Genomic DNA, 14,872 nt, shown 5'->3' with positions numbered 1-14,872 from the left:
GCCTGTCAACCGCGATCTGTCGACCGCTGCGTGAGCCCAGGGACTCACCGATTGACCGCCTCTACCACCGCCTGGTGGCCGCCGATCGAGTGAGGCGCATTCTAGCGAATCCGCCGTGACTGTCAAGATTTATGCTTCCAGAACAATCACTTCTGTCACTCATCACCGCCTGCAACGTTGCCCGTCGCCGGCAGCGGATGCGTACTTTACGGATTTCCCCGGGCCGCCACAAGGCCTTTTGTAAAAAACTTTCAGGAAAGTGACAGGCCGGCATGGGAAACCGTCCACAGCCCGCGCAACGACAGGGCCTGTGGACAAGTCGCCCCCTGCCCGGAGACGACAACGCCCGCTCGAGGCGGGCGCTGGCAGTGAGGGTATCGGGAGAACCAAGGAGCAACTGACTTGTAATCAGTTGCCCTGCAATCAGCGCACGGTCACCCGTGCATAGCGCTTCTTGCCTGCCTGGATCACGTAGCTCTTGCCGGTATCCAGCAGATGGTCGCGCTCGACCACCTCGCCATCCACCTTCACCCGCCCGTTGCCCAGCATGTCCTTGGCCTGGGCACTGTTGTTGGCCAGCCCCGAGCGGTTGAGTACCGCGGCGATCGGCGCCTGGGCACCGCCCTCGAAGTCGACCTCCACCTCGGGCAGGTCTTCCGGCAGCTCGCCCTCGGCGAGCAGGTTGCCGGCGGACCGGTGGGCGTTGGCCGCGGCGTCCGCGCCGTGATACCGGCCGATCAGCTCGCGGGCCAACACCATCTTGATGTCGCGGGGGTTGGCCCCCTGCTCCGCATCGCGCTTGAGCGCCTCGATCTCCTCGTTGGGCTTGAGCGAGAGCAGCTCGAAGTAGCGCCACATCAGGCTGTCGGGCATGGAGACCAGCTTGTTGAACATGGCCCCCGGCGCCTCGTCGACGCCGACATAGTTGCCCAGCGACTTGGACATCTTCTGCACGCCGTCGAGGCCTTCCAGCAGCGGCATGGTGATCACCACCTGGGGCTCCATGCCGAAGTGCTTCTGGATCTCTCGGCCCATCAGCAGGTTGAACTTCTGGTCGGTGCCACCGAGTTCCACGTCCGCCTTCAATGCCACGGAGTCATAGCCCTGCACCAGCGGGTAGAGAAACTCGTGGATGGAGATGGACTGTCCGGACTTGTAGCGCTTCTCGAAGTCGTCACGCTCGAGCATGCGCGCCACGGTGCTCTGGCCGGCCAGCTCGATCATGTCGGCCGCGCTCATGGCGGAGAACCACTCGGCATTGAAGCGCACCTCGGTCTTGTCGGGATCGAGGATCTTGAATACCTGCTCCTTGTAGGTCTCGGCGTTGACCCTGACCTCCTCCGCGGTGAGCGGCTTGCGCGTCACGTTCTTGCCGGAGGGGTCACCGATACGGCCGGTGAAGTCGCCGATCAGGAAGATCACCTCATGACCGAGCTCCTGGAACTGGCGCATCTTGGTCAACAGCACGCTGTGACCCAGGTGCAGATCGGGGGCCGTCGGGTCGAAGCCCGCCTTGATGCGCAGCTTGCGCCCGGACTCGAGCTTCTTGACCAGCTCCTCCTCGAGCAGGATCTCCTGGGTGCCTCGTTTCAGAAGCGCCAGCGCGCTCGCCACATCGGTCATCTTCTCCCACTCCACGACATCACGGTTGATCCCCCTGCGTACAGGGCCCATCGAATGGGGCAGAATGGTAGCATGACTCGGTGGCGTGCGGTTACGCCACCTCGACTCGGGAGAGACACATGTCACTGTTCATCGGCCTGATGTCCGGCACCAGTCTCGACGGCATCGACGCCGCCCTGGTGGAGATAGCGGAGAGCGACGCGATGGACCGCCCGCGCCTGGTGGCGACCCACGCCGAACCGATGCCCGAGCCGCTGCGCCAGCGCCTCTGGCGGCTCTGCCATGCCGAGCGGGTGAGCTTCGCCGAGCTGGCCGCCGCCGAGGATGCCCTTTGTCGCCTGCAGGCCGACACGGTGGAGGCACTGCTGGCCACCAGCCACACGCCGCGCGAGGCGATCGCCGCCATTGGCAGCCACGGCCAGACCATCGAGCATGCCCCCCACGGCCATGATGGCGGCCCCGCCTATACCCTGCAGCTCGACAACCCCAGCCTGCTCGCCGAACTCACCGGCTGCCCGGTGGTGGCCGACTTCCGCCGCCGCGACCTCGCCGCCGGGGGGCAGGCGGCTCCCCTCGCCCCGGCCTTTCATGAAGCGCTGCTGCGTGCCGCGGGCGAATGGCGCCTGGTGCTGAACCTGGGCGGTTTCGCCAACCTGACGCTGCTGCCACCGACGGAAGACGAACGGGCTCCGCTCGGCTTCGACACCGGCCCGGCCAATGCCCTGCTGGATGCCTGGTATGCCCGCCACCGCGGCGGGCGCTTCGATGCCGGAGGGGAGTGGGCGGCCTCGGGCCGGGTGGATGACGCCCTGCTGGAGCGCCTGCTGGCGGAGCCGTTCTTCCACCAGCCGCCGCCCCGCAGCACGGGCCGCGAGCTGTTCCACCTCGACTGGCTGGAACGACGGCTGACGGGGGAGGAGGCACCGGAGGATGTACAGGCGACACTCGCCGAGCTGACCGCGACCAGCATCGCCCTCGGCATCGGGATGGCGCGGGAACGGCTGGCGGCCCCCCCAGCCGCGGCGCTGATCCCCTGCGGCGGTGGTGCCCACAACCCCGATCTGCTGACCCGCCTGGCGCGCCACCTGCCCGAGACGCCGCTGGTCGCCAGCGCCGACTGGGGCTGGCCCGCCGACTGGCTGGAGGCCGGCGCCTTCGCCTGGCTCGCCTGGCGAAGGCTCCAGGCCCGGCCCGGCAACCTGCCCTCGGTCACCGGGGCTTCGGGCTGCCGCGTCCTCGGCGGTGTCTACGCCGCCTGACCGGCATACGGCACGACATGCCTAGAAGTCGTCCTCGCCGCGCAGCGACAGGTGGTTCGCCGCCTCCCTGGCCTGGGCAAGCCCCTCGCTGTTCTGGTCACCGTACTTGATCATCATCCGCAGGTCGTTGGCGGAATCGGCGTGCACCAGCGCCACCTCCTCGGTGATCCTGCCTGCCCTGAAGAGGTCATAGAGCGCCTGGTCGAAGGTCTGCATGCCCAGGTCCCGTGAGCGCGCCATGACGTTCTTGATCTCGGTCACCTCGCCCTTGCGGACCAGGTCGCCGATCAGCGGCGACTTGAGCAGGATCTCGATGGCCGGGCAGCGGCCACCGTCCACCGTCGGCAACAGCTGCTGCGCGACGATGGCCTGCAGGTTGAGCGACAGATCGAGCCAGATCTGCTCGTGCCGCTCATGGGGGAAGAAGTGGATGATGCGATCCAGCGCCTGGTTGGCATTGTTGGCGTGCAGGGTGGCCAGGCAGAGGTGGCCGGTCTCGGCGAAGGTCAGCGCATGCTCCATGGTCTCCCGGGTACGCACCTCGCCGATCAGGATCACGTCGGGCGCCTGGCGCAGGGTGTTCTTCAGCGCCACCTCGAAGGAGTCGGTGTCGATGCCCACTTCCCGCTGGTTGATGATCGCCTTGCGGTGCGGGTGAACGTACTCGATGGGATCCTCGACACTGATGATGTGGCCGCCGATGGTCTCGTTGCGCTGCTGGATCATCGACGCCAGGGTGGTCGACTTGCCGGTGCCGGTCCCCCCGACCACGAACACCAGGCCGCGCTTGATGTTGGCCAGCTCCCCCAGCACCGGGGGCAGCGACAGCTCCTCCAGGTGGGGAATCTCGAAGGCGATACGGCGGATCACCATCGCCAGCTGGTTGCGCTGCTGGAAGGCGCTGACCCGGAAACGACCGCGCCCGCTGAGGCTGAGCGCGAAATTGGCCTCACGCTCGGCCTGGAAACGCGCGCGCAACCCCTCGGGGACCGAGGCGTTGACCAGCTCGTTGACCTGCTGAACACTGAGCGCCTGATCCCCCAGGGGGGTGAGTTGGCCCGCCATCTTCAGGGTCGGCGGGGCATTCACCGAGATCAGCAGATCCGACGCCTCCCTCTGCACCATGATGTCCAGCAGCTGGTGAAGCCACTCTGTTGCCGTCATGTCCCTGCTCCTCTACTCGTCTCGTGCTCAGCTCGCCAGCACGCTCTTGGCCTTGGCCTGAGCCTCGTCCCGGGCCACCACGTTGTCGGCCACCAGCCTGGCCAGCGAGGCGTCCAGGGTCTGCATGCCCAGGTTGCCGCCGGTCTGGATCGCCGAGTAGATCTGCGCCACCTTGTCCTCGCGGATCAGGTTGCGTACCGCCGCCGTGGCGACGAGAATCTCGTGGGCCGCCACTCGCCCCCCGCCCTGGCGCTTCAGCAGGGCCTGGGAGACCACCGCCTGCAGCGACTCGGAGAGCATCGAGCGCACCATGGACTTCTCGTCGCCGGGAAAGACGTCGATGATACGGTCGATGGTCTTGGCCGCCGACGTGGTGTGCAGGGTGCCGAATACCAGGTGACCGGTCTCGGCCGCGGTCAATGCCAGGCGAATGGTCTCCAGGTCACGCATCTCGCCGACCAGGATGATGTCCGGGTCCTCGCGCAGGGCGCTGCGCAGGGCCGGGGCAAAGCCATGGGTATCACGGTGCACCTCACGCTGGTTGACCAGGCAGCGCTTGCTGCGGTGGACGAATTCCACCGGGTCCTCGATGGTGAGGATATGCTCGTAACGATTGTCGTTGATGTAGTCGATCATCGCCGCGAGCGTCGTGCTCTTGCCCGAACCGGTGGGGCCGGTCACCAGCACCAGGCCGCGGGGCAACATGGCCAGGCGGCGGAAGACGTCGCCCATCCCCAGGTCGTCCAGGGTCAGCACTTCCGAGGGAATGGTACGAAACACCGCCCCGGCCCCGCGCACCTGGTTGAAGACGTTGACACGAAAGCGCGAGACCCCCGGGACCTCGAACGAAAAGTCGGTCTCGTAGAACTCCTCGTAGTCGCGGCGCTGCCGATCCGCCATGATGTCGTAGATCAGCTTGCGGACCTCACGGTCCTCCATGGCCGGCACATTGAGCCGGCGGATGTCGCCGTCGACACGTATCATCGGCGGCAGGCCTGCCGACAGATGGAGGTCCGACGCGTTCTGCTTTGCCGAGAACGCCAGCAGTTCGGTAATATCCATGCGTTTCCCCTGCTTCCGGGATGATAAGGTTCCCTTCAGTTATGACCAGTATGACAGACCTTACGTGATGAAGGCTTTGGTACTTTCCGAGTCACTGGCCGCTGCCCGTGCCCGCCTGGCCGAGGCCCTGCGGGCCGCCGGGCGCCCCGTAGCGGGCGCCCGCCTGCTCGCCGTCAGCAAGACCAAGCCGGCGGGCCTGATACGCGAGGCCTGGCAGCTCGGCCAGCGCGACTTCGGCGAGAACTATGTCCAGGAAGCCCTCGACAAACAGGCCGAACTCGCGGACCTCGACGACATCGTCTGGCATTTCATCGGTCCGCTGCAATCCAACAAGACGCGCGCCGTGGCCGAGCACTTCGCCTGGGTACACAGCCTAGACCGGGAAAAGCTCGCCCAGCGTCTCAACGATCAACGCCCCGCGGGGCTCGGGCCACTCGACGTCTGTCTGCAGGTCAACATCAGCGAGGAGCCCAGCAAGTCCGGCGTCCTGCTCGCCGAGCTGCCGGCCCTGGCGGAGGCGGTGCTGGCGATGCCGGCCCTGCGCCTGCGCGGGCTGATGGCGATTCCCGCGCCGGCCGAGGACCGCGAGGCCCAGCGTGCGCCCTTTGCCCGGCTGCGCGAGGCCCTGGCGGCCCTGCAGGAACGCTTCCCGGACGCACCGCTGGACACCCTGTCGATGGGCATGACCGCCGATCTGGAGGCCGCCGTGCTGGAGGGTGCCACCCTGGTCCGGCTGGGCACCGCCATCTTCGGCGAGCGGGCAGCACGACAGTAAGCTCAACACGCGTGCCGGCAATGCAGGCCGGCCGAACATTCGTCGACCGACACAGGACAGATCGCATGGCCAGCAGAGTCACCTTCATCGGCGCCGGCAACATGGCCAGCGCCATCATCGGCGGCATGATCGACAACGGCTTCTCGCCCTCCGCCATCACCGCCACCTCGCCCAGCGATGCCTTTCTTGCCCCGGTGCACGAACGCTTCGGTATCCACACCAATACCGACAACGCCGCCGCCGTCGGCCAGGCCGACGTGGTGGTGCTGGCGGTGAAACCCCAGATGATGCGCGACGTCTGCGAGGGACTGCGTGACGTGGTCCAGCGCCGCCGTCCGCTGATCATCTCGGTGGCCGCCGGCCTGCCTGCCGAGGCCCTCGAGCACTGGCTGGGTGGTGACCTGGCGGTGGTGCGCTGCATGCCCAACACGCCTTCGCTGGTCGGCGCCGGCGCCGCCGGACTCTTCGCCAACGCCAACGTCAGCGACGAGCAGCGCCGGCTCGCCACCGAACTGCTGGAGGCGGTGGGCCTGGTCGAGTGGGTCGAGGAGGAGTCCCTGCTCGATGCCGTGACCGCGGTATCCGGCAGTGGCCCGGCCTATTTCTTCCTGATGCTCGAGGCGATGGAAGACGCCGGCGTATCCCTCGGCCTGCCCGCCGAGACCGCCCGCCGCCTGGCGATGCAGACGGCGCTGGGCGCAGCGAAGATGGCCCAGCAGAGCGACAAGACCCCGGCCGAACTCAAGCGCAACGTGATGTCCCCCGGCGGTACCACCGAGCGCGCCATCGAACACCTGGAAAGCGCCGGGCTGCGCCGGATCATGGGGGAAGCGCTCGAGGCCTGCGCCGCCCGCGCCCGCGAGATGGCCGACGAGCTCGGCACGCGTTGACCCGACCGGCATTGACTCGGCATGTGTACACAAGTCCGCGTTTTTAAAGACATGGAGGAGCCCTGATGGGCAGTCAACTGGGAAGTGCCGGCCTGCTGCTGGTCAACACCCTCATCAATATCTACCTGTTCCTGCTGATGCTGCGCTTCCTGCTGCAGGCATCCCGGGCCGACTACTACAACCCCATCAGCCAGTCGGTGGTGAAGATCACCCAGCCGGCGGTGCGTCCCTTCCAGGGCTTCCTCGGCCCGGTGATGAACCGTTTCGACCTGGCCACCCTGGCGGCCGGTTTCGTGCTCAAGGCGGTGAGCATCGTGGTGATCCTGCAGGTGGCCGGCTTCGGCATGCCACCGCTGGTCGGCGTGGCCATCGGCTCGGTCGCGGCACTGGCCAACGCCATCCTCAAGATCTATTTCTTCGCGCTGATCGTGATGATCATCCTCAGCTGGGTCGCCCCCAACGCCAGCCATCCCGGCGCGCTCCTGGTGATGCAGCTGGTGGAACCGATCATGGCGCCGCTGCGCCGCGTGATCCCGCCGCTGGGCATGATCGACATCTCGCCCATCGTGGCCTTCATCGCCATCAGCATCATCGATGGTATCGTGGTGGGCTCGCTGACCCGTGCGGCCGGCATCTCCGGCGCCCTGGTCGGCCTCTGAGCCGGAACGCCATGACTACAGGCACCACGCAACGACTGGACACCGAACGACTGATGCCCGAGCTTCCGCGCGACTCGGTCGGCCTGGTGACGCCGCAGACGGCGCACTTCGACGACCCCCTGGCCCTGGCCTGCGGCAAGACGCTGCCGGCCTACGACCTCGTCTATGAAACCTACGGCACGCTCAACGCCGCGCGCTCCAATGCCGTGCTGATCTGCCATGCCCTCTCCGGCCACCACCACGCCGCCGGCTTCCACAGCGCCGAGGAGCGCAAGCCGGGCTGGTGGGACGCCCATATCGGCCCCGGCAAGTCCATCGATACCGACCGCTACTTCGTGGTCTCGCTGAACAACCTCGGCGGCTGCCACGGCAGCACCGGCCCGAACAGCGAGAACCCCGAGACCGGCCGCCAGTGGGGGCCGGACTTCCCGATGATGACGGTGGGTGACTGGGTCCATAGCCAGGCGCGGCTGGCCGACCGGCTCGGCATCGAGCGCTTCGCCGCGGTGATCGGCGGCAGCCTCGGCGGCATGCAGGTGGTCCAGTGGACCCTCGCCTATCCCGAGCGAATCGCCAATGCGGCGGTGATCGCCGCCACGCCGAAGCTGTCGGCCCAGAACATCGCCTTCAACGAGGTCGCCCGCCAGGCGATCCGCTCCGACCCCGACTATCACGACGGCTGGTATGCCGAGCAGGGCAAGGTGCCCCGACGCGGCCTCAAGCTCGCCCGCATGGTGGGACACATCACCTACCTGTCGGAGGACGCCATGGGCAGCAAGTTCGGCCGCGACCTGCGCACCGACGACCTCAACTTCGGCTACGACGTCGAGTTCCAGGTGGAGTCCTACCTGCGCTATCAGGGCGACACCTTCTCCACCTCCTTCGACGCCAACACCTACCTGCTGATGACCAAGGCGCTGGACTACTTCGACCCGGCCGCGCCCCACGGTGGCGACCTCGCCCGGGCCCTGGCGCCGGCGGCCTGCCCCTTTCTGGTGGTCAGCTTCACCACCGATTGGCGCTTCCCGCCGTCACGCTCGCGGGAACTGGTCAACGCCTTGGTGCGTGCCGGCAAGGCGGTCAGCTACGCCAATATCGACTCCCCCCACGGTCACGACGCCTTCCTGATGCCCGAGCCCCGCTACCAGGCGGTGTTCACCGCCTTCATGGCCCGCGTGGCCCGGGACCTCGGCCTGGAGGACCACCCATGATGCGTGCCGACTTCAAGCTGATCCACGACTGGGTGCCCGAGGGGGCCCACATCCTCGACCTGGCCTGCGGCGACGGCACCCTGCTGGCGGCCCTGGCCCGCGACAAGAAGGTCACCGGCTACGGGCTGGAGATCGACCCGGCGGGCATCACCGCCTGCATCGAACGCGGCGTCAACGTCATCGAGCAGAACCTCGACGAGGGGCTGGCCAACTTCGAGGACGACGCCTGCGACCTGGTGATCATGACCCAGGCCCTGCAGGCCCTGCGCCGTCCCGACCGCATGCTCGACGAGATGCTGCGCGTGGCGGAAGAGTGCATCATCACCTTCCCCAACTTCGCCTACTGGCGACACCGGGCCTATCTCGGCCTCAAGGGCTACATGCCGGTCTCCAAGTCGCTGCCCCACGCCTGGTACGACACCCCCAACATCCATCTGTCGACCTTCAACGACTTTGAACAACTCTGCCGCGACAAGGGTCTGATCATCGTCGACCGGGCGGTGGGTATCGGCGACCACGAGGGCCACTGGACCTCGCGCTGGTGGCCTAACCTGTTCGGCGAGATCGCCATCTTCCGCGTCACCCGCCGGAGTGACTGACTCGAGCAGAACAAGAACCACGAACCGAAGCGCAAGACCGGGGGCATACCATGATCCAGCGATTCCTGACCGGCCTGGCCCTGGGGGGGCTGTTGCTGCTTGCCCCGCCGCTGCAGGCCCAGCAGTTCGAGCAGGTCGGTGACTACCAGATCCACTACAGTGCAGTGAACACCAGCTTCCTGCCCCGGGAGGTCGCCGAGGAACACCGCATCCAGCGCAGCCCGGTGATGGCGCTGCTCAATGTCAGCGTGCTCGAGGAGCAGGAGGACGGCACGACCCGGGTCGTGCCGGCCACCGTCAACGGCCGAGTCGGTGAACTGGGGGGCGCGAACGGCGAACCGCTCGCCTTCCGCACCCTGCGCAGCGGCGACAGCGTGTCGCAGATCGCGGTCTTCCGCATCCACGAGGACGCCCCCATGCGCTTCGACCTCGAGGTACGCTACGACCGCAACAGTGAACCCGCCGAAGTCAGCTTCATCCAGCGATTCTATATAGACAGGTGACCCTTCGGATGAGTGCGCGCCTGCCGGAGAATCCGGCCCCCCTGACGCAGGCCCTGGACGCCTGCCGCCACCGGGACCCCGAGGGATTCCACCGACTTCGGCAAGCCGTCGCTCCCGCGATGCTGGCCACCGCCCTCCACTTCGTACAGGACGTCCGCCAGTCCGAGGATGTCGTGCACGACACCCTGCTGCTGGCCTGGCTCAATGCCGGGCGCTTCGCCGCCGATGACCTTCCCCCGGGTTCCTGGCTCTTCACCATCCTCGGCAGCCGGCTGCACAGCCAGCTCGAGGCCCTGGCTGGCCGCCCCCCCTCGGCCCCCCGAGCGGTCCCCACCGGGTTGCAGGGCCAGGCCCTGTGGACGCTGGCCCACGGCCTGGAGCCGCGACCGCCCAGTGCATCGCTGGGCGATCGCCTGACCGAGTCCCTGTTGGCTCGGCTGGCGGCCCCGCAGCTGCCGAGGACCCCCACCGGGGAGCTGGTGCATCCGCCGCTCTACGACGCCAGGCTCCGCCGCAAGATGCTGACCTCCCGCCTCGCCTACCAGGCCAAGGAGGGCTTCAAGCGTCGCCTGGGTCGACCCCTGGAGGAGTGGGCATTCCGGCGCTGGCTGGCCCAGCGTTCCGTCGGCCAGTGGCTGGAAGCCCAGGGGTTGCCACGGCGCAGTGTCGAAGCCGCCCTGGGCGACCGCCTGGATCTCGAGGTGAACCCCGGGCGATTGGTCCGCTGCATGAGCTATCCCGATGCCTTTCCCGACCGCACGGAGCGGCGCAAGGCCTCGAACCTGTTCCTGTGGTCCGGTGACTGGGACCTGCCCCACCACTCCCTGGCCGACAGCAGTCGCACCCGCTTCATCCAGGATCTCTGGACCCATCGGCTGGAGCCGAGCCGCAGCGAGACCTTCCGGCGGCTCGAGCAGCAGCGGGAACAGGGCCGCCCGCTGCGCTCCCACCACAAGGGGATGCTGCTCGACAGCCGTGAACGCATCCTCGAGTACCTGCGGCTCTACCTGCTGTACATGGAGAACATGGCCTGTTTCGGCTTCGACAAGCACGAGGGCAAGGACAGGCTGGGGGTGACGATCGACCGTCATGGTCGGATCATCAAGACCAACAAGGGCCTGCATCGGCTGGCGATGGCGCAGGTCCTGGGGCTCTCCGAGATCACGGTCCGGGTCCGCAGCGTTCACCGCCAATGGTGGCAACGACACGCCGGCGACGCGAAGGGACGAGACGCCCTGGAGCGCGTGGCACAGGCCCTGCCGGAGTGCGTCCCGGCCTGAGCGGATGGGCAAGCGAGCGCTGCGTGACGATCTCTGGGTCACCCCCGACTCAGTCGAGGTCGAGGGCGACATCCACCCGGCGCTCGAGTGACACCGGCAGCGCAGCGCCCAGGCGGATCGCCGCCGGTACGCCTTCGCGACGCATGACCTCGCAGCGGTGCGCCAGCACCTCGACACCACGGCCCGCCACCTCACGCAGCGTCGCCGCATAGGCCGGATCCAGGTGATCGGCCGGTGCCACGTCGGGGATGCCCGCGTGGGCCACGCAGAACAGCAACACGGCTCGCTGGCCCCGGGCGGCGAGCTCGGCCAGCACCTCGAGGTGCTTCCTGCCACGCACGCTCACCGCATCGGGGAAATAGCCGTGGCCATCGGTCTCTCTCAGCGTCACCTGCTTGACCTCGACGAAGGCCGTGCCGCGCACCGGATCATCGAGGCGAAAATCCAGCCGAGACGCCTGCTCCCCGGTCCCGTGCACCACCTTCGCCTCGCGCCGGAGCGCCGCATAGCCGGCGAGCGCGGGCACCCGCCCCTCGCCCAGCGCCTCCTCGACGATGCGGTTGGCGCGGCCGGTATGGACCGAGGCCAAGGCCCGCGAGCCATCGGGCTGGGGCAGCTCGATCAGCTCCCAGGTCCAGGCCAGCTTGCGCGCGGGGTTGTCGCTCGCCGCCAGCCACACGCGACAGCCCGGTACGCTCACCGCCCGCATGGAGCCGGTGTTGGGGCAGTGCGCCACCACCTCGCGGCCGTCGTCGAGGCGCACGTCGGCGAGGAAGCGCTTGTAGCGGCGCAGCAGGGTGCCGGGCACCAGGGCGGGATAGTCCATGCCGTCTAGCCCCTTGCCAGGAAGCGTTCGAGCCGGCTCACCGCCTCCTCCAGGCGCGCGATGCCGGTGGTGAAGGCGATGCGCACGTGATGCTCGCCACCGGCGAGGGCGAAGTCGATGCCCGGGGTGATGGCGACGTTCTCCTCCTCGAGCAGCCGCCGGCAGAAGGCCTGGCTGTCGTCGCTGTAGCGCGAGATGTCGAGCCACAGGTAGAAGGCCCCCTGGGGCGGCAGCGACGGCGCCAGCCCGAGCCGCGCGAGCCCGGCCAGCAGGGCATCGCGGCGGCGGCCGAGCTCGACGCGCCGCGCCTCGAGGATCTCGCGGCACTCGGGCGTGAAGGCGGCCAGGGCCGCATGCTGGGCCGGCGTGGGCGCCGCCAGGAAGACGTTCTGGGCCAGTCGGGTCAATGGCTCCACCGCGTCAGCGGGGGCCAGCAGCCAGCCCAGGCGCCAGCCGGTCATGCCGAAATACTTGGAGAAGCTGTTGACCACGAAGGCGTCCGGGGTGATCGACGCCACCGACAGCGGTTCCAGGTCATAGCAGAGGCCCTGATAGATCTCGTCGACCAGCAGTTGCCCCCCGCGCGCCGCCACGGCAGCGGCCACCCCCGCCAGTTGCTCGGCATCAAGCATATGGCCGGTGGGGTTGGAGGGACTGGCGAGCATCGCCAGGCGGGTATCGTCGCGCCAATGGCGGGCGACCAGCTCCGCGTCGAGCTGCCAACCGCTCTCGGTGCCTACCGGCACGGCGTCCACCTCGGCGCCGGCCAGGGCCATGAAGTGGCGGTTGCAGGGATAGTTGGGGTCGGCCATCAACACCCTGTCGCCGGGGCCGACCAGCAGCTGGCTGGCCAGCAGCAACGCCCCCGACGCCCCCGGGGTGATCAGGACCCGCGCGGGATCGACCTCGGCGCCGAAATGCTTGCTATAGTGGCCGGCGATGGCCTCGCGCAGCGCCGGCAGCCCTGCCGCCGGCGTATAGCGGGTGTGCCCCGCCGTCAATGCCGCCTGGCCAGCGGCCACCACCGGTGCGGGGGTTGCGAAGTCGGGCTCGCCCACTTCCAGGTGGATCACATCGTGTCCGACCGCCTCCCGGGCCTGGGCGGCCTCCAGCAGGCTCATGACCCGGAAGGGGGCGACCCGCTCGACACGCGAATTCCATGACATGACTGGCTCCTGTGCCTGTGCGATGATCGACCGGAACGGGCATTCTTTCGTCGCCACGCGGTCCAACGGGGACATTGTACCGACTTTCGTTGCACCCGCGCAGATCGGGCAGCCAGGGGAGTTGCAAAGCCTGCGTTTTTCCGCTAAACAAGCATCCTTTTGGCGTGAGATACCTTGCACCATGGCGGGTATTGATCAGCAGTCACCACAGTAACGAGGCAGTCCCATGCCAGTAGCAGAAAAGAAGACGGAAGCTCCCAAGAAATTCACCCCGTACGAGCCGGCCGCGGGTGAAGAGTACATGAACGAACAGCAGCTGGAGCACTTCCGACAGATCCTGCTGGGCTGGAAACAGGAGCTGATGGAAGAGGTGGATCGCACCGTGCGCCACCTGCAGGAAGAGGCCAACAACTACGCCGATCCGGCCGACCGCGCCACCCAGGAGGAGGGCTTCAGCCTGGAGCTGCGCACCCGCGACCGTGAGCGCAAGCTGCTCAAGAAGATCAACGAGACCCTCGAGAAGATCGACGAGGACGACTACGGCTTCTGTGAGGCCTGTGGCGTCGAGATCGGCATCCGCCGGCTGGAAGCGCGTCCGACCGCCACCCTGTGCGTCGACTGCAAGACGCTCGCCGAGCTCAAGGAAAAGCAGCTGGGCGGCTGAGCCGGCCATGCCGATCGCCTTGCAGCAACGTCGCGACGGGCACCCCTGGGTGCCCGTTTGCATGTCTGACGCCCACCGGCGGAGCCAGTCATGAGCCACTACCGCGGCCGCTTCGCACCGACCCCCTCGGGGCCGCTGCACTTCGGCTCACTGGTGGCGGCGCTGGCGAGCTTTCTCGATGCCCGCCGGGCCGGGGGCGAGTGGCGGCTGCGCATCGAGGACATCGACCCGCCGCGCTGCCCGCCGGGTGCCGCCGAGGCCATCCTGCGCCAGCTCGAGGCCTTCGGCCTGGAGTGGGACGGACCGATCCACTGGCAGCACGAGCGCGATGCGGCCTATCAGGCGGCGCTGGACACCCTGGTCGAGCGGGGCTTGGCCTACCCCTGCAGCTGCTCACGCAAGCAGTGGCGCGACCACCCGATCTATCCCGGCTGGTGCCGCGAGGGCCTGCGCGAGCCCGGCCAGCCGATGGCCTGGCGGCTGCGCAGCGACCTCGGCCTGCGCCCGGTCGCCTGGCACGACCGGCTGTTCGGCGAGCAGCACGTCGACCCGGCTACGCTCGGCGATGTGATACTCAGGCGCAGGGACGACCTCTGGGCCTATCAGCTCGCCGTGGTGGTGGACGACGCCGACCAGGGCATCACCGACGTGGTCCGCGGTTTCGACCTGCTCGACAATACCCCCTGGCAGCGCCAGCTGCAGCACGGCCTCGACCTGCCCGAACCGCGCTACCTGCACCTGCCACTGGTCATGGGCGGCGACGGCCAGAAGCTCTCCAAGCAGAACCTGGCCCCGCCGCTGCCACTGGACGACGACGCGGTACGGCCACTGCTGCACCGGGCACTGGTGGCGCTCGACCAGCGTCCGCCGGCGGAACTCGCCACGGCCCCGGTGGCCGAGCAACTCGCCCGGGCGATCACGGCGTGGGACGTCGGCCGGATCCACCCCCACCCCGAGCGTTCGGCCACCGTGGCCAGCCACTGAAGAGGAGCGCACCGTGTACGTCTATCGCCTCATGCTCTTCCTGGTCTTCGGCGGCTACCTGCTCTCGCCGCTACTGATGAGCGGCTGGGCCAACCCCGGGGTGGCCTGGTACCGTCCCTTCCTCATCTGGGGAGTGCTGATCGCCCTGACAGTGTGGCTGGAACAGAAGAGGAAACTCGATGAGCGCTGACAGGCGACCGACGAGCC

Annotated in this window: 16 protein-coding genes; 11 read left to right on the top strand and 5 right to left on the bottom strand. The window is 68.0% G+C overall.

Going from position 1 to position 14,872, the window contains the following annotated elements:
* Positions 1-423: 423 nt before the first annotated feature.
* Positions 424-1,623: a tyrosine--tRNA ligase gene (tyrS, locus tag C1H66_RS18175; RefSeq protein ID WP_102629291.1), complete on the bottom strand. Its 1,200-nt coding sequence runs from the start codon at positions 1,621-1,623 to the stop codon at positions 424-426.
* A 119-nt stretch (positions 1,624-1,742) separates the two neighbouring features.
* On the opposite strand from tyrS, the gene C1H66_RS18170 reads away from it, so the two are divergent.
* On the top strand, positions 1,743-2,882 hold the full coding sequence (locus C1H66_RS18170) for an anhydro-N-acetylmuramic acid kinase (protein WP_102629290.1): 1,140 nt from the start codon (positions 1,743-1,745) through the stop codon (positions 2,880-2,882).
* A gap of 21 nt (positions 2,883-2,903) precedes the next feature.
* Here the strand turns inward: C1H66_RS18170 and C1H66_RS18165 are convergent, their stop codons facing one another.
* Complete coding sequence (locus tag C1H66_RS18165) at positions 2,904-4,046, bottom strand: PilT/PilU family type 4a pilus ATPase (protein ID WP_102629289.1); 1,143 nt, start codon at positions 4,044-4,046, stop codon at positions 2,904-2,906.
* Positions 4,047-4,073: 27 nt separating this feature from the next.
* On the bottom strand, positions 4,074-5,108 hold the full coding sequence (locus tag C1H66_RS18160; protein ID WP_102629288.1) for a type IV pilus twitching motility protein PilT: 1,035 nt from the start codon (positions 5,106-5,108) through the stop codon (positions 4,074-4,076).
* Positions 5,109-5,175: 67 nt separating this feature from the next.
* Here C1H66_RS18160 and C1H66_RS18155 point away from each other — a divergent pair, with 67 nt between their 5' ends.
* The 7 genes from C1H66_RS18155 to C1H66_RS18125 all read left to right on the top strand — a co-directional run bounded on the left by C1H66_RS18155 (position 5,176) and on the right by C1H66_RS18125 (position 11,025).
* Complete coding sequence (locus tag C1H66_RS18155) at positions 5,176-5,883, top strand: YggS family pyridoxal phosphate-dependent enzyme (RefSeq protein WP_102629287.1); 708 nt, start codon at positions 5,176-5,178, stop codon at positions 5,881-5,883.
* 65 nt (positions 5,884-5,948) lie between these two features.
* Entirely contained in the window at positions 5,949-6,773 is an 825-nt protein-coding gene (gene proC / locus C1H66_RS18150) for a pyrroline-5-carboxylate reductase (RefSeq protein ID WP_102629286.1), read from the top strand.
* A 65-nt stretch (positions 6,774-6,838) separates the two neighbouring features.
* Positions 6,839-7,432 carry a YggT family protein gene (locus C1H66_RS18145; protein WP_102629285.1) on the top strand — a complete coding sequence of 198 codons (594 nt, stop codon included), beginning with the start codon at positions 6,839-6,841 and terminating at the stop codon, positions 7,430-7,432.
* A gap of 53 nt (positions 7,433-7,485) precedes the next feature.
* On the top strand, positions 7,486-8,643 hold the full coding sequence (gene metX / locus C1H66_RS18140) for a homoserine O-succinyltransferase MetX (protein ID WP_102629284.1): 1,158 nt from the start codon (positions 7,486-7,488) through the stop codon (positions 8,641-8,643).
* Positions 8,643-9,242, top strand: coding sequence for a methionine biosynthesis protein MetW (gene metW / locus C1H66_RS18135; protein WP_102629292.1), 600 nt, complete (start codon positions 8,643-8,645; stop codon positions 9,240-9,242). Before metX ends, metW begins: the two co-directional genes overlap by 1 nt.
* A gap of 50 nt (positions 9,243-9,292) precedes the next feature.
* Complete coding sequence (locus tag C1H66_RS18130) at positions 9,293-9,745, top strand: DUF4426 domain-containing protein (RefSeq protein WP_102629283.1); 453 nt, start codon at positions 9,293-9,295, stop codon at positions 9,743-9,745.
* 8 nt (positions 9,746-9,753) lie between these two features.
* Positions 9,754-11,025 carry an RNA polymerase sigma factor gene (locus C1H66_RS18125; protein WP_102629282.1) on the top strand — a complete coding sequence of 424 codons (1,272 nt, stop codon included), beginning with the start codon at positions 9,754-9,756 and terminating at the stop codon, positions 11,023-11,025.
* A gap of 49 nt (positions 11,026-11,074) precedes the next feature.
* Here the strand turns inward: C1H66_RS18125 and sfsA are convergent, their stop codons facing one another.
* Complete coding sequence (gene sfsA, locus C1H66_RS18120) at positions 11,075-11,851, bottom strand: DNA/RNA nuclease SfsA (RefSeq protein ID WP_102629281.1); 777 nt, start codon at positions 11,849-11,851, stop codon at positions 11,075-11,077.
* A gap of 5 nt (positions 11,852-11,856) precedes the next feature.
* The gene (locus C1H66_RS18115) at positions 11,857-13,017 is read right to left on the bottom strand and encodes a pyridoxal phosphate-dependent aminotransferase (protein WP_102629280.1); all 1,161 of its coding nucleotides are present in this window, start codon (positions 13,015-13,017) and stop codon (positions 11,857-11,859) included.
* A gap of 226 nt (positions 13,018-13,243) precedes the next feature.
* Between C1H66_RS18115 and dksA the strand changes: the two genes are divergently transcribed.
* The 3 genes from dksA (at position 13,244) to C1H66_RS22985 (ending at position 14,855) form a co-directional block, all read left to right on the top strand.
* A complete protein-coding gene (gene dksA, locus C1H66_RS18110) occupies positions 13,244-13,681 on the top strand; it encodes an RNA polymerase-binding protein DksA (protein WP_102629279.1) in 438 nt (145 codons plus the stop codon).
* A gap of 90 nt (positions 13,682-13,771) precedes the next feature.
* The gene (gluQRS, locus tag C1H66_RS18105; protein ID WP_102629278.1) at positions 13,772-14,665 is read left to right on the top strand and encodes a tRNA glutamyl-Q(34) synthetase GluQRS; all 894 of its coding nucleotides are present in this window, start codon (positions 13,772-13,774) and stop codon (positions 14,663-14,665) included.
* A gap of 13 nt (positions 14,666-14,678) precedes the next feature.
* Positions 14,679-14,855: a hypothetical protein gene (locus C1H66_RS22985; RefSeq protein WP_170064182.1), complete on the top strand. Its 177-nt coding sequence runs from the start codon at positions 14,679-14,681 to the stop codon at positions 14,853-14,855.
* Positions 14,856-14,872: the final 17 nt, after the last annotated feature.

It is taken from the genome of Halomonas heilongjiangensis (assembly GCF_002879645.1).
Classification (GTDB): domain Bacteria; phylum Pseudomonadota; class Gammaproteobacteria; order Pseudomonadales; family Halomonadaceae; genus Halomonas; species Halomonas heilongjiangensis.
Note: the sequence above shows the minus strand (reverse complement) of the source record. Positions and strands in the feature narration are given on the sequence as shown.